Here is a 12,451-nt window from a genome sequence, read left to right on the forward strand (position 1 = left end):
TATAATAACTATGCAGCTAGTCTTTTTCTGCCTTTGGCACGCCTAGCATTTATCACTTTTCTACCATTTTTGGTCTTCATTCTTCCACGAAAACCATGAGTTCTCTTTTTAGGAGTTTTATGTGGTTGATAAGTTCTTTTCATAACTTTCCTTTTGTCATAAATTAAGTCTTGGATTTTATCAAATAATTACTTAAAAAACCTTTTAAGTTTTGTTTGCTTTTAAATTTAGATCTCTTTTAATCACTTTAAAAGTTAATTTTAAATTATATACTAATTTTTTATTATTTAAGTTTTATTTTATAATATTTTTTATACAATTTTAAAAATTTAATTTGAAAGGCAGAAAGATGAAGTTAGTTACAGCTATTATAAGACCTCATAAACTTGAGGACGTTAGAAGCGAACTTGATAAAATAGGAGTCTGCGGTATAACTATAACAGAGATAAAAGGTTATGGAAAACAAAAAGGACACGTAGAAAACTACCGAGGAACAGAGTATCTGATAAATTATATACCAAAACTAAAAGTAGAAATAGCCGTCAACGATCATGAAGTTAAAAATATAGTAAATGCAATTATATCGGCGGCAAAAACAGGCGTAACCGGAGACGGAAAAATATTTGTATCAAATTTAGATGAAGTTATAAGAATACGTACAAATGAGCGCGGCGAAGATGCTATATAGGAAAATAAAATGAAAAACTACTTATTTTTAATATCATTTACAGCTCCGCTTTTTAGTAGCGATTGGGTAGTTTCGTTTGATAAAATAGATAGCGGAAATACCGCGTGGCTACTTATAAGCACGTCTTTGGTACTTTTTATGACAATACCTGGTATAGCACTCTTTTACGCGGGTATGGTAAGAAAGAAAAATATACTAGCAACAATGATGCAAAGCTTCACGACAGTAGCGATGGTAAGCGTACTTTGGATGATTATAGGTTATTCTATAGCATTTACGAATGGAAATCCTTTTATAGGAGGATTTGACCGTTTATTTTTAAATGGAGTAAGTGTAGTCTCAAGCGAGCAAACTCTCACAGTTCATCCAAACGCCAGTAGCATTCCAGAGTCTGTTTTTATCGTATTTCAAATGACTTTTGCTATTATATCTTGTGCTATAATTACGGGATCTTTCGCAGAGAGAGTTAAATTTAGCTCTCTTATGATATTTATAGCTATTTGGGTTTTAGTTGTTTATGCACCGACAGCTCACTGGGTGTGGGAAAGCAACGGTTGGCTTGCACATCACGGCGTACTGGACTATGCAGGAGGAACCGTTGTACATATAAATGCAGGGGTCGCAGGACTTGTCGGAGCTATTATATTAAAACCGCGCCTTGGATATAAAAAAGAAGTTATGCCTCCGCATAATCTAGTTTTAACGCTGATTGGCGTCGCGATGCTTTGGTTTGGCTGGTTTGGATTTAACGCAGGAAGCGCTCTAGCAGCAGACGCAAGAGCCGCAATGGCGATGCTTGTAACTCAAGTTGCAACCGCAATCGGAGCGATAACTTGGCTATTTTTTGAAATGATTCATAAAAATAAACCCTCAGCTCTTGGATTTGCTAGCGGAGCCGTGTGCGGACTAGTTGGCATAACTCCTGCAGCAGGATACGTAAATGCAAGCGGCGCTTTGGCTATAGGTATTATATCTTCGGGGGTTTGCTATTACGTCATAACGGTAATAAAAAGAAAATTTAACTATGATGATAGCTTAGATGCTTTTGGTATACACGGTATTGGAGGAATCATAGGAGCGATTTTAACTGCGGTATTTTGCGATGAAAGCATAAGCGCAGCTAAGTCTAGTATAAAAATTCAAATAATAGGAGTAGCGATAACGGTAGTTTATAGTGGTATAGCGAGCTATATAATATTAAAAATTATAGACAAAACAATCGGCTTAAGAGTATCAAAAGATGAAGAAAGAGAGGGACTTGATATAGCAAGTCACGGTGAGAGACTCGGGTAAATTTTACTTACATTAATTAATATAATGATATAATTGTAGCCTTAAATTTAAACAAAAGGCTACAAAATGTTTCGTATCAGAGAAGCTGTAAAAGATGATTTGGATGATATTTTATCACTCATAAAAGAGCTTGCACAGTATGAAAATATGGGCGATCAAGTCAATTGCACAAAAGATATATTCTATGAGTCGTTATTTATAAAAAAGTACGCAAACGCATTAGTCTGTGAAGCAGATAACAAGATAATAGGCTACGCTATTTATTTCTACTCTTTTTCAACATTTCTTGGGAAAGGCGGTATATATCTTGAAGATTTATATGTTAAAAAAGATTTTAGAAACAAAGGTATAGGCAAAGAATTTTTAAAATTTTTAGCAAAAAAATGTATAGATAACTCTCTTGGAAGGCTTGAATGGGAGTGCCTTGACTGGAATGAACCAAGCCTTGCATTTTATAAAAAAATAGGTGCAAAAACTCTTGATGAGTGGATAAGTCTAAGAGTAGATGGAGATGCTCTTAAAAATTTAGCAAAACTATAAATTTATATGAATTTAAAAATCTTTTAGATAGTATATTAAATGAGCAATAATAATATTTTATACCAACTATATTTTTATAAGGCAATTGGATATAAATTTATAAATAGAGCTGAAATTTCAGAGATTTTAACTCATAAAAATAATTTTTCAAATTTAAAAAGATTAGAAGAGCAGATAAAAAATTGCAATCTTTGCGAACTATGCAAAAGTAGAAATAAAGCTGTTTTAGGGGGTAAAGAAGCATCTTCTAATGTTATGTTGGTAGAGAATTTTCCTAGTTTTGATGAAGATAAAAACGGATCTGCTGCTTTTAATGATGAGTTAAAAGAGTGCTTAAATCTTGCTCAAATCGATATCCAAAAGCTATATTTTACTCATATGCTAAAATGCAGACCAAAAGATGACATGATCCTAAAAGATACGTGGTATGATCAGTGTTATTCTTACTTTGAGCAAGAATTTGATATAGTAAAACCAAAACTTATCATTAGTTTTGGTAAAGATGTTTTTTTTAGGATTACAAAAGATAGAAATTGCGCTTTTGAGAGTGTGCGAGGCGGTATTTTTAAATTTAAAAATAGTCTTATCATGCCGACTTATTCGGCTTTTTGGATCATTAAAAATCCTAGCCATAAACAGAAATTTATAGATGATTTAAAAAAAATTAAAGGATATTTATGAAAAAATTTATCACTATATTGGCTTGCGTAAGCATCTTATTTTCAAAAACTCAGATTATATCCGAAATACCTCCGGCTCAAATATTTTATATAAACTTAGAACCTCAAATTTGCAACACAAAATGTTTGCAAGATCTTATAAAAAACGAACTATATATAAGCTTTTTAGCAAGATACAATGAACAATATTCGACTAATGATTTGAGAAGTTTTTTTGATACCCTAAACGCTGAAAACGAGATATCTATGCAGCAAAATAGACGTATGGGAACAGAAGCAGACGTCAATATAGCCGTTTTAACACCGCAAAAAGTGATCAAAAGCTACTCTTTGATAGTTACAAACGCTATATTTTCTTACGTATTAAAAAGAGGTATAAATGCAAATATAAAATTTTTCTTAACAGATGACGAATCTGCTATAAAGTTATCAAACGGTATTTTAAATTTAAAAAAACAAGGATTTAAATATGTCATCGCTCCGCTGACAAATAATGGAATATCAACCATTTCAAAACCGCAATACTCTGATTTAGTATTTTATATACCTACTTTAAATACAAACTCGACTAGCATTAAAGCTGAAAATATATTTTTCGGCGGTATAGACTACAAAGATCAGATAGATAAACTACTTGAGTATTCAAACGCAAAGGTGGCTGTATTTTTTGACGGTAGCAGACTCGGAAATACTCTAAACAATTACATACTAAGCGTCAATCAAAATGCTTATATAAAAGAGATTAGCGGCAATAAATTAAATTTAAATCCGATTTTACAAAACAACTCTAGGCTGAAAAACGCATCTATTTTTCTAAATACTCCACTCATTAAAACAGCTCTTTTAAGCTCACAATTTCGTGTTTTTAACTTAGATCCGTATGCTATTTTATCAACACAGATAAATTACAACAACGCACTTCTTAGTTTGACTCAACCTCTTGATAGAAAAAATATGTATATAGCCAACTCGATATCTACTTTAGACGATGAAATAACTACTATAAATGAAATTTTAGGACAAAATATTACTTATGACTGGGTAGCCTACTCTACGATATTTGGTTTTGATTTTTTATATACTAATTTTATAAATACAGATGCGAATCCTCTTTTAAACGAACAAGTCATAGAAAATCAAGTTATTTATAATACGAAAATTATGAAAACAACTCAATTTGGATTTTATAGTTTAGATGAAAACAACGAAACCAGCTCAGGCTCGAGCCTGCCAAGTTTGCCATAGAGCATAAATCCAACCGTGATTTTTGCCGTAAAAAGCAGTTCGGGATCTTTTAATACTTGATTTATGCTTTCTGTTCTATATATATTTTGATTTAAACTTAAACTTGCCTTGCCTATGCTTTCAAGGCAAGTTTTGACTTCTAAAATATCGCCCAAAACAGCCGGTTTTATGTAATTTGCAAGTAATTTTGTAACTACGAAATGTCTATCTTTGCTAAATTTGATACCGGCTTTAAAAACTATCTCGCTTCTAGCTCTTTCACAGAATTTTATATAGTTTGAATGATAAACTATACCGCCAGCATCGGTATCTTCATAATAAATTCTAATTCGCATAAGATTCCTTTTAAAATTTAAAAATTATACAAATTAGCAGCTTTAATAAAGCTTTTTATATTAAATTATATAAGCCTATGACGATTTACAATAAAAGGATAAAAAATGCGTATAAATACAAATTTAGCAAACAACTATCAAATTTCAAACGAAAATCGATCTAACATAAAGCTCTCTTTAAAAAACGAAAAAGAGATGACAACTAAAAACGTAAGCAGTACGACAAGCGATGAAAAAGAGGAGAGTACAACACAAAAACTCCAAAAAACAGATAACAAAACTCAAAAATCAATTAATGAAAATAGAACAACAAATTTCGCAAATGCAAAATAGCAATAATCCGTATTCAAAAGATATGCTCCAATCATTAAATTCTCAAAAAGCAAGTCTGATGTCGAGGATACAAATAACTCTAGCTCAAATGTTAGAAGCTACAAAAGCAGCCTCTTCTAGCTAACGCTTAGAGTATGCTCTCATAAAAAACAGCAGAGCTTGAGCTAGCATCATTATTTTCATTACAACTTCGCTTACTTTATGAACACTTGCAAATGCCGCTGTTTGAGTAGCCTCGGCCCCCATATTTTGTGCATTTACTATATAATCCGTGAAGTAAAAAACAAATGAAGCACCTAATATAACATTTATCAAGCTCAACATAAAAGTACTAAATTTGAAGTTAAATACCTCGTCTTTATTTTTTATTAAATTTATAATCTCATAGATTACACAAAATGCGCATACGATAAGCAACAAGATATTATACTTCAAAAAAACCTGAGTCATCAGCTGCCCACTTTGAAAGTGAGTAAGAACTCCCTCGCCTATATATTTTGTCGGAAAAAATACTATTGGAGCCAAAAAAGCCCCGATAGCAATCTCCACGCCTATGCAAATTCCAAGCAAAAATAGATATAAATCTTTTATTCTTTTCATTGTTTCTCCTTTATCTATAAGCTACAAATCCTCTATCAAATCCAGCCAAATCTTTATAAAACTCAAATTTAAAACCTGCTTTTTCAAGTTCATTTGATAAACTTGCTTTTTGGTCATATCCCATTTCGCAAACTAAAAATTTTGTTCTATCTTTTGCTAAATTTACTATTTTTTTAAGTATTTCGTCACCTTTTTCACCACCAAAAAGAGCTTGAGACGGTTCGCTCATAACCCATTTATCGAGTTTATAATCTTTTGCTATATATGGTGGATTTGAAACTATTATATCAAAATCACCCTCCACTCCATCTAAAAAAGACGTATTAAAAAGTTCTATCTGTACTCCAAATTTAGATATATTTTTCCTGGCATATTTTAGAGCATCTTCGCTGATATCAGTAGCTGTAAATTTACAGTTTTTTAGTATTTTAGCAAGACTAATACTTATCACTCCGCTACCTATGCCTATTTCGCATATACTTATATTTTCTAAATTTTTAGCAATACTCACTACTTTTTGCACAAGTATTTCAGTCTCGTAACGCGGTACTAAAACTCCTCTTCCGACCTCAAACTCGTAATCTAAAAAATCACAAGATCTAGTTATATACTGCAAAGGCTCACCGTTTTTATATCTATCTAGTAGTATTAAAAACTCATCTACGAAATCTAACTTATCTTCTTTGTGTAAAAATATCCATTCTCTATCTTTTTTAAGGTGAAAACCCATCAGGCTAAAAGCTAAATTCGAACCTCCGAGCTCTTTTGCTCTTTGTAAAGCATCAGCTATTTTCAAGCTTTGTTATCCTCTCGTAAAGACTAGGATGCGAATGATGAACAAAGCTATAAACTGGATGAGAGATAGGAAAAGCTTTGTTTTCATTGCCTAATTTCTTAAGAGCTTGTATCATATCGTTTTTTGTAGTAGCTGACGCACCGAATTCATCCGCACCGAATTCATGAGACCTTGAAAATGCCGACATAATCGGCTCAAAAAACGCAGATACTATAGGAGAATACAAAAATAAAAATATAAAAAAGCTTCCGCCGCCGCTGTTTAGCCCAAGTGATGAATAAATAGAGTTTGGTATATTTCCAAATATAGCAAAAAGTAAAAATAACACTACGAACATAAGCGCTATATTTTTAAGAAGATCTTTATGCTTAAAATGCCCTAACTCATGTCCTAAAACCGCTATAATCTCATTTTGAGTTAATTTTTCTATCAAAGTATCAAATAAAACAACTCTTTTCGTAGCTCCAAATCCGCCGAAATATGCGTTTAAACGCTTATCTCTTTTGCTAGCATCTATCACAAAAACTCCACTACTTTTAAAACCGCATTTTGTAAGAAGCGAACCAATAGCCGATTTTAACTCTTCGTTTGCAAGCGGTGTTACTTTATTAAATATCGGAGCGATGATAGTAGGATATATTAAATTTATAAGCAAAATAATAGCAAAACTAAGTCCAAAAGCCCATATCCACCAGCTATTTCCAAGCCACTCAAAACATAGTAGTATAAGCCAAGACACCAATCCTCCAAAAATAACTATCATAATAAACGACTTTAGAGTATCAACAATAAATATCTTCCACGTGATATTTGAAAAACCGAGTTTCTTATCTTTTACAAATGAACTATACACATCAAACGGAAGCTGTAAAATAGCGCTAGTAAGCAAAAAAACTACTACCAACAGCGTATTTTCAAATATACTGCCATTCGGAGCTATCATATTTTGCAAAAAAGAAGCACCCCAAATAGACCAGATGATTAACAAAATAGCCGAATATACGGTATTTGATATACTAAATTTCTGATTTATAATAGCAACTTTTGCTGCTTGTTTATAATCAGTCTCGCTTAATACTACTGCTTGTTTTTTACTATTAATATTTATAAAATTTATCTCTATTAGACTAAGAGTTATCTTGTAAATAGTATAAATCAGATAAGCGCCTATCAAAAATTCTAGCATGAAAAACCTCTTTTAAATTTTAATAAATATTATCATAGTTTAGTAAATTTACTTTATAAAATTATCATAAAAACTGCTTACAAATACGATTAAAATCAAAAACGGTATAATGTATTTTATATAAAAAAACCAGATATCGACTACTTTTTTATGGCTGCTTGTACCATAACAAATCTCTTTTTTTGCTTCATCTTTTAATACCCAACCAACAAAAATCGCACACAAAAGAGATGTAAGCACAAAAAATATAGTAGCGCTTATAGCGTCATACGCATCAAATATATTTTTACCAAAAATGCTAAATTCAGAAAGAATATTCGTAGCCATAAGAGATGGTATATTGCCAAGTATAAAGATAAAACTAAGAACAAATACGATAGCTTTTATGCGTTGAATTTTAAATTTTTCCTCTAAAACGGTTATTAAAACTTCATAAATAGGTAAAGACGTAGTAAGAGCGGCTATCATAAGCAAACTAAAAAACGCTATAGCAAAAACCTCTCCTGCAAACATATGGGAAAATACTATAGGAAGACTTTTAAACACAAGGCTAGGTCCGCTATCAGGAGATACTCCAAATGTAAATAGAGACGGAAATATCATAAATCCGGCAATAATTGCTATAACCGTATTTAACACTCCGGTGATAACTGAAGTTTTAATCAAATCTTCATCTTTTCTTACAAAGCTAGAAAGAGTTATCATAACTCCAAAGCCAAGTGAAAGCGCAAAAAATACTTGCCCCAAAACATCTATAAAAAGTTTAGTGTTGATTTTACTAAAATCAGGCGTTAAATAAAACCGAACTCCTTCTAGAGCGCCGTCTAAAGTTAAGTTTCTAATAACCATACAAATCATCAATAAAAATAGAATAGGCATTAGATATTTAGCCGCATTTTCTATACCGGCAACAGCGCCTCTTGCTAAAATAACATAGTTTATCAGTACAAAAATAATAGTAGCTATACTGATAGCAAAGGGTGCGTTGATGATATTTTTATCATAAAACTCAGCCGTAGTAATGGCATCTGTCACACTACTTAAATTTAAATTACCTACTAAGATATTAAAAATATAATTAAGTACCCATCCGCCAATAACCATATAATAAGCCATAATTCCAAAAGCTCCGCAAAGCCCCATCCAACCTACTATTTTCCATGCTTTATGTATCTTTTTACCATTTGCAGTGCCTCCAAAGGCATCTACGGAGTTGATATGTAGTCTTCTACCAATAGCATTTTCTACTAAAATCATAGGAATTCCTATAACTATCATAGCTATACAAAAAGTTATAACATAAGCACCGCCGCCATTTTGTCCGACCAAATAAGGAAATCTCCAAGTCGCACCAAAACCAACAGTAGCACCCGCAACCGCTAAAATATACGTAAGCCTAGAACTCCACGTCTGTCTATCATTCACTTTTTATCCTTAATTTAGAGCAGAAAGCTCAAGCACTTCAAAATACTCATTTTCAAGCGAATTTAGCTCGCCTTTTTTCTCTTCTAACTCTTCAAATAACGTTTGAAGTCCTACTTTTTGATAAATTTCAGGAGTAGAAAGAGCATGATTTAACTCTTTTATCCTAGTTTCAAGAGCTTCGATTAAATTTGGATAAGTTTGTAGAATTTGATTTTGTTTATATGAGAGTTTTACAGGAGCTGTTTTTTGCTTTTCTTTGCTTTGTTCACTACTCAGCGAAAGCTCTTTTTCTATATCGTTTAACTGTTCTAATTCATCTTCTATATCCAGATATTCGCTATACTCCATATAAATTTGTTCTATTTTGCCGTTTTCATAAGCCCACAATTTATTTGTAATCTTATCTATAAAATACCTATCATGACTAACTATCAAAATAGCTCCTTCAAAGCTAAGTAGATACTCTTCTAAAATATTGATAGTAGCTATATCAAGATCGTTTGTAGGCTCATCAAGTATTAAACAGTCGTACTCTTTTGTAAATAAAAGAGCTAATGCAAGGCGATTTTTTTCACCTCCGCTTAAAACAGAAACTGGTTTATCTAAAAACTCTTTTGGGAACAAAAAGTTTTTTAAATATCCGTAAACATGATAATTTCTACCTCGAACCATTATATGATCGCCACCGTTTGGACAAAATAGTTCAATCAAAGACTTATCGTCATCTATACCGCGTCTTGTTTGATCAAAATAGCCTATTTTAATCTCACCGCGCTCTATGATGCCAGTATCAGACTCAAGCTCTCCGAGTAAAATTTTAAGCAAGGTTGATTTTCCGCTGCCGTTTCTACCGACTATGCCTATTCTCTCGCCTTGCAATACTCTAGCATTAAAATCTTTAAATAATATTTTATTATCTATGCTTTTTGATAGATTTTTACATTCGAAAAGCATTTTTTTTCTATTTTGATTTATTCCGCCTTGATTAAAACTTTTTGTAGCACGCTCTAACTCTAATTTTACACGCCTTATAAGACTTGGATTTTTCTTTGCTTCTTCTCTCATGGAAAGAACTCTTTGCTTTCTTCCTTCATTTCTTTTGAGTCTAGCTTTTACTCCGCGTCTTAGCCACTCTTCTTCGCTTTTTAACTGTTTTATAAGTGTTTCGTGAGTTTTGGCTAAAGATTTTAAAATTTCTTCTTTTTTTGTTAAATAATTCGCATATCCGCCTTCAAAATTTCTCAAACCTCCATCTTCTATCTCTACTGAACGAGTAGCAAGGCGATCTATAAAATAACGATCATGGCTTATAAATACGATGGTTTGGTTTGAACTTAAAAGCAACTCTTCTAAAAATCTAACCATATAAACATCAAGATGGTTAGTTGGCTCATCAAGTAAAAGAACATCTGGTTTTTTAAGTATCAAAGCGCCCAAAGCTACGCGCCTTATCTCGCCTCCGCTAAGACTATTTATAGGGCGATTTTCATACTCTCTAAGTACAAAACTATCTAAAATTCGCTCAATTTTATTTTCTATGTTCCAACCATCTTTGCTCTCTATAAATTTAACCAGCTCATCTTGTTTAGATAACAAGTCTTTATTATCTGGTTCATCAGATATCAAATTTAAAACATTCTCATACTCGCTTCTAGCGTCAAATATCTCTTTCAATTCACTATTTAAAGCATCTTTAACGCTAAGCCCATCGCTAAATTTCGGAGCTTGAGAGAGCATCTGGATAGATAAATTATTTTGAGTGATGATCCTACCTTTATCTATTTCATAAGCGCCGCAAAGTATCTTCATAAGAGTGCTTTTACCGCCGCCATTTTTGCCTATAATGGCTATTCGCTCTTTTTCATTTACGCTAAAACTAGCGTCTTTTAATATCTCTTTATCGCCAAATCTTTTACTTACTTCTATTAGATCTATTAGTGCCATGATTTAGCCTTTATTTATATCTTCTCTAAATTTGATAAACCATAACACACATAGTACGGATACGACACCTAAAATAACCATATAATACCCAAGATACATAGGATTAAACCTATGAACCATAGCTACAGCAAACGGCGGAGTAAATCCTCCAGCAATAGCATAAGCTATATTGTAAGAAAATGATATTCCGCTAAATCTAATTTTATTTGGAAAAAGTGCGGTCATAAAAAATGGAGCTCCGCAAGGTCCGATAGCGCCAAAAAAACCGGCTATCAGATACGCAGATAAAACCGCATTAAAGCTTCCGCCGTTATATAATATATAAAAATACGCAAAAACAGACACTATAAATATAGCCGAAAATAAAATAGTAGTCTTGCTAACTCCAAATTTATCACAGGCGCTACCGTAGATAAAACATCCCGCACACATAAATACTATACACGCCATCTGCATATATATAGTAGTTAATCTGCCTACTTCTAAACCGCTAGCTTTGAACGCTTCTGGCATAAAGTTTGGCATCAAAAGTATCATTACGACTATACAACCGGTCAAAACCCAGCTTACGAACATCGACATAATGCTATCTATTTTATGCTTTTTAAAAACTGTTTTTATAGGCATTTTATCTATATCGTTTAACTCCTGCATTTTTTTAAATATAGGAGTTTCACTAAGATAAGTTCTAAGATAAATAGAAATTATCCCAAAAATTCCTCCTATTATAAATGGTACGCGCCACATTCCGCCTTGTATAGCATCATCGCTCCAGATATTTTTTACTATCATAGTTACGATACTTCCAAGAAGTATCCCGGCAACTACTGCTGAAGTAAGAACTCCTATACTAAAATATAAATTTTGCTTTGGAGCATGCTCGCTTATAAAAACCCAAGCCCCAGGAAGCTCACCGCCTATAGCGATACCTTGGAATAAACGAACCAATATCAAAAACACGGGAGCAGCGTAACCGATACTTTCAAAAGTAGGCATAAGACCTAAAGCAAAAGTAGGTATAACCATAAGCAAAATAGAGAGCATAAACATATTTTTACGTCCGTTTTTATCGCCAAAATGAGCCATAATTATCCCACCAAGAGGTCTAGCAAGATAACCAGCAGCAAATGTACCATAAGTATTTAATAAAGCCCAAAACGGATCAAGAGTGGGAGGAAAAAATAGATGAGAGATATAAGAAGCAAAAAATACGAATATGATAAAATCATAAAACTCAAGCATACCGCCAAGCGACGAAAGGCTTAGAATTTTTAGATCATCCCTACTAAATCCCCTTGACATAAACTTTCCCTTAATACCAGAATTTTAAGTTGTCAATTATACATAAAGTTTTATAAGTGTTTGATTAAATGGCTGATAAATCGT

At 32.5% G+C, this 12,451-nt stretch carries 15 protein-coding genes; 7 read left to right on the top strand and 8 right to left on the bottom strand.

Going from position 1 to position 12,451, the window contains the following annotated elements:
- Positions 1-8: 8 nt before the first annotated feature.
- Entirely contained in the window at positions 9-143 is a 135-nt protein-coding gene (gene rpmH, locus RVY88_RS08235) for a 50S ribosomal protein L34 (RefSeq protein ID WP_002848923.1), read from the bottom strand.
- A 206-nt stretch (positions 144-349) separates the two neighbouring features.
- Between rpmH and RVY88_RS08240 the strand changes: the two genes are divergently transcribed.
- The 5 genes from RVY88_RS08240 to RVY88_RS08260 all read left to right on the top strand — a co-directional run bounded on the left by RVY88_RS08240 (position 350) and on the right by RVY88_RS08260 (position 4,446).
- Entirely contained in the window at positions 350-688 is a 339-nt protein-coding gene (locus tag RVY88_RS08240) for a P-II family nitrogen regulator (protein ID WP_002848921.1), read from the top strand.
- A gap of 9 nt (positions 689-697) precedes the next feature.
- Positions 698-1,981, top strand: a complete 1,284-nt coding sequence (locus RVY88_RS08245) for an ammonium transporter (RefSeq protein WP_162167232.1) — start codon at positions 698-700, stop codon at positions 1,979-1,981.
- Positions 1,982-2,047: 66 nt separating this feature from the next.
- Positions 2,048-2,521 (top strand): GNAT family N-acetyltransferase, encoded by a 474-nt coding sequence (locus RVY88_RS08250; RefSeq protein WP_002848918.1) that lies wholly within the window; start codon positions 2,048-2,050, stop codon positions 2,519-2,521.
- 39 nt (positions 2,522-2,560) lie between these two features.
- Positions 2,561-3,202, top strand: coding sequence for a uracil-DNA glycosylase family protein (locus RVY88_RS08255; protein ID WP_011731864.1), 642 nt, complete (start codon positions 2,561-2,563; stop codon positions 3,200-3,202).
- Positions 3,199-4,446, top strand: coding sequence for a hypothetical protein (locus RVY88_RS08260; protein ID WP_162167233.1), 1,248 nt, complete (start codon positions 3,199-3,201; stop codon positions 4,444-4,446). The genes RVY88_RS08255 and RVY88_RS08260 overlap by 4 nt, the downstream gene beginning before the upstream one ends.
- On the opposite strand, the gene RVY88_RS08265 is transcribed toward RVY88_RS08260, so the two are convergent.
- Positions 4,386-4,781 (bottom strand): YbgC/FadM family acyl-CoA thioesterase, encoded by a 396-nt coding sequence (locus tag RVY88_RS08265; protein WP_002848915.1) that lies wholly within the window; start codon positions 4,779-4,781, stop codon positions 4,386-4,388. The genes RVY88_RS08260 and RVY88_RS08265 overlap by 61 nt on opposite strands.
- 105 nt (positions 4,782-4,886) lie before the next feature.
- Between RVY88_RS08265 and RVY88_RS08270 the strand changes: the two genes are divergently transcribed.
- Together RVY88_RS08270 and RVY88_RS08275 are read left to right on the top strand one after the other, a co-directional pair.
- Complete coding sequence (locus RVY88_RS08270) at positions 4,887-5,114, top strand: hypothetical protein (RefSeq protein WP_202930975.1); 228 nt, start codon at positions 4,887-4,889, stop codon at positions 5,112-5,114.
- On the top strand, positions 5,104-5,238 hold the full coding sequence (locus RVY88_RS08275) for a hypothetical protein (protein ID WP_274380335.1): 135 nt from the start codon (positions 5,104-5,106) through the stop codon (positions 5,236-5,238). Before RVY88_RS08270 ends, RVY88_RS08275 begins: the two co-directional genes overlap by 11 nt.
- Here the strand turns inward: RVY88_RS08275 and RVY88_RS08280 are convergent.
- The 6 genes from RVY88_RS08280 to RVY88_RS08305 are packed head-to-tail and all read right to left on the bottom strand — an operon-like array spanning position 5,235 to position 12,367.
- Positions 5,235-5,714, bottom strand: a complete 480-nt coding sequence (locus tag RVY88_RS08280; protein ID WP_002848912.1) for a DUF4149 domain-containing protein — start codon at positions 5,712-5,714, stop codon at positions 5,235-5,237. The two genes, RVY88_RS08275 and RVY88_RS08280, sit on opposite strands and share 4 nt — an antisense overlap.
- A 10-nt stretch (positions 5,715-5,724) precedes the next feature.
- Positions 5,725-6,510, bottom strand: a complete 786-nt coding sequence (gene prmC / locus RVY88_RS08285) for a peptide chain release factor N(5)-glutamine methyltransferase (RefSeq protein ID WP_011731863.1) — start codon at positions 6,508-6,510, stop codon at positions 5,725-5,727.
- Positions 6,497-7,696, bottom strand: a complete 1,200-nt coding sequence (locus tag RVY88_RS08290) for a M48 family metallopeptidase (protein WP_011731862.1) — start codon at positions 7,694-7,696, stop codon at positions 6,497-6,499. Before RVY88_RS08290 ends, prmC begins: the two co-directional genes overlap by 14 nt.
- A 48-nt stretch (positions 7,697-7,744) precedes the next feature.
- Positions 7,745-9,121, bottom strand: a complete 1,377-nt coding sequence (locus RVY88_RS08295; protein WP_002848901.1) for a sodium-dependent transporter — start codon at positions 9,119-9,121, stop codon at positions 7,745-7,747.
- Between the two features lie 9 nt (positions 9,122-9,130).
- The gene (gene abc-f / locus RVY88_RS08300; RefSeq protein WP_011731861.1) at positions 9,131-11,065 is read right to left on the bottom strand and encodes a ribosomal protection-like ABC-F family protein; all 1,935 of its coding nucleotides are present in this window, start codon (positions 11,063-11,065) and stop codon (positions 9,131-9,133) included.
- 3 nt (positions 11,066-11,068) lie between these two features.
- Positions 11,069-12,367, bottom strand: a complete 1,299-nt coding sequence (locus tag RVY88_RS08305; RefSeq protein WP_162167234.1) for an MFS transporter — start codon at positions 12,365-12,367, stop codon at positions 11,069-11,071.
- Between the last annotated feature and the right edge of the window lie 84 nt (positions 12,368-12,451).

Source organism: Campylobacter sp. TJR-1 (assembly GCF_032840035.1).
Taxonomy (GTDB): domain Bacteria; phylum Campylobacterota; class Campylobacteria; order Campylobacterales; family Campylobacteraceae; genus Campylobacter; species Campylobacter fetus.

Coding starts and splice junctions, on each gene's coding strand:
- RVY88_RS08245 (WP_162167232.1), top strand. CDS start 698: ATGAAAAACTACTTATTTTTAATATCATTTACAGCTCCGCTTTTTAGT.
- RVY88_RS08240 (WP_002848921.1), top strand. CDS start 350: ATGAAGTTAGTTACAGCTATTATAAGACCTCATAAACTTGAGGACGTT.
- RVY88_RS08290 (WP_011731862.1), bottom strand. CDS start 7,696: ATGCTAGAATTTTTGATAGGCGCTTATCTGATTTATACTATTTACAAG.
- rpmH (WP_002848923.1), bottom strand. CDS start 143: ATGAAAAGAACTTATCAACCACATAAAACTCCTAAAAAGAGAACTCAT.
- RVY88_RS08270 (WP_202930975.1), top strand. CDS start 4,887: ATGCGTATAAATACAAATTTAGCAAACAACTATCAAATTTCAAACGAA.
- RVY88_RS08255 (WP_011731864.1), top strand. CDS start 2,561: ATGAGCAATAATAATATTTTATACCAACTATATTTTTATAAGGCAATT.
- RVY88_RS08280 (WP_002848912.1), bottom strand. CDS start 5,714: ATGAAAAGAATAAAAGATTTATATCTATTTTTGCTTGGAATTTGCATA.
- RVY88_RS08260 (WP_162167233.1), top strand. CDS start 3,199: ATGAAAAAATTTATCACTATATTGGCTTGCGTAAGCATCTTATTTTCA.
- abc-f (WP_011731861.1), bottom strand. CDS start 11,065: ATGGCACTAATAGATCTAATAGAAGTAAGTAAAAGATTTGGCGATAAA.
- RVY88_RS08250 (WP_002848918.1), top strand. CDS start 2,048: ATGTTTCGTATCAGAGAAGCTGTAAAAGATGATTTGGATGATATTTTA.
- RVY88_RS08265 (WP_002848915.1), bottom strand. CDS start 4,781: ATGCGAATTAGAATTTATTATGAAGATACCGATGCTGGCGGTATAGTT.
- RVY88_RS08275 (WP_274380335.1), top strand. CDS start 5,104: ATGCAAAATAGCAATAATCCGTATTCAAAAGATATGCTCCAATCATTA.
- RVY88_RS08305 (WP_162167234.1), bottom strand. CDS start 12,367: ATGTCAAGGGGATTTAGTAGGGATGATCTAAAAATTCTAAGCCTTTCG.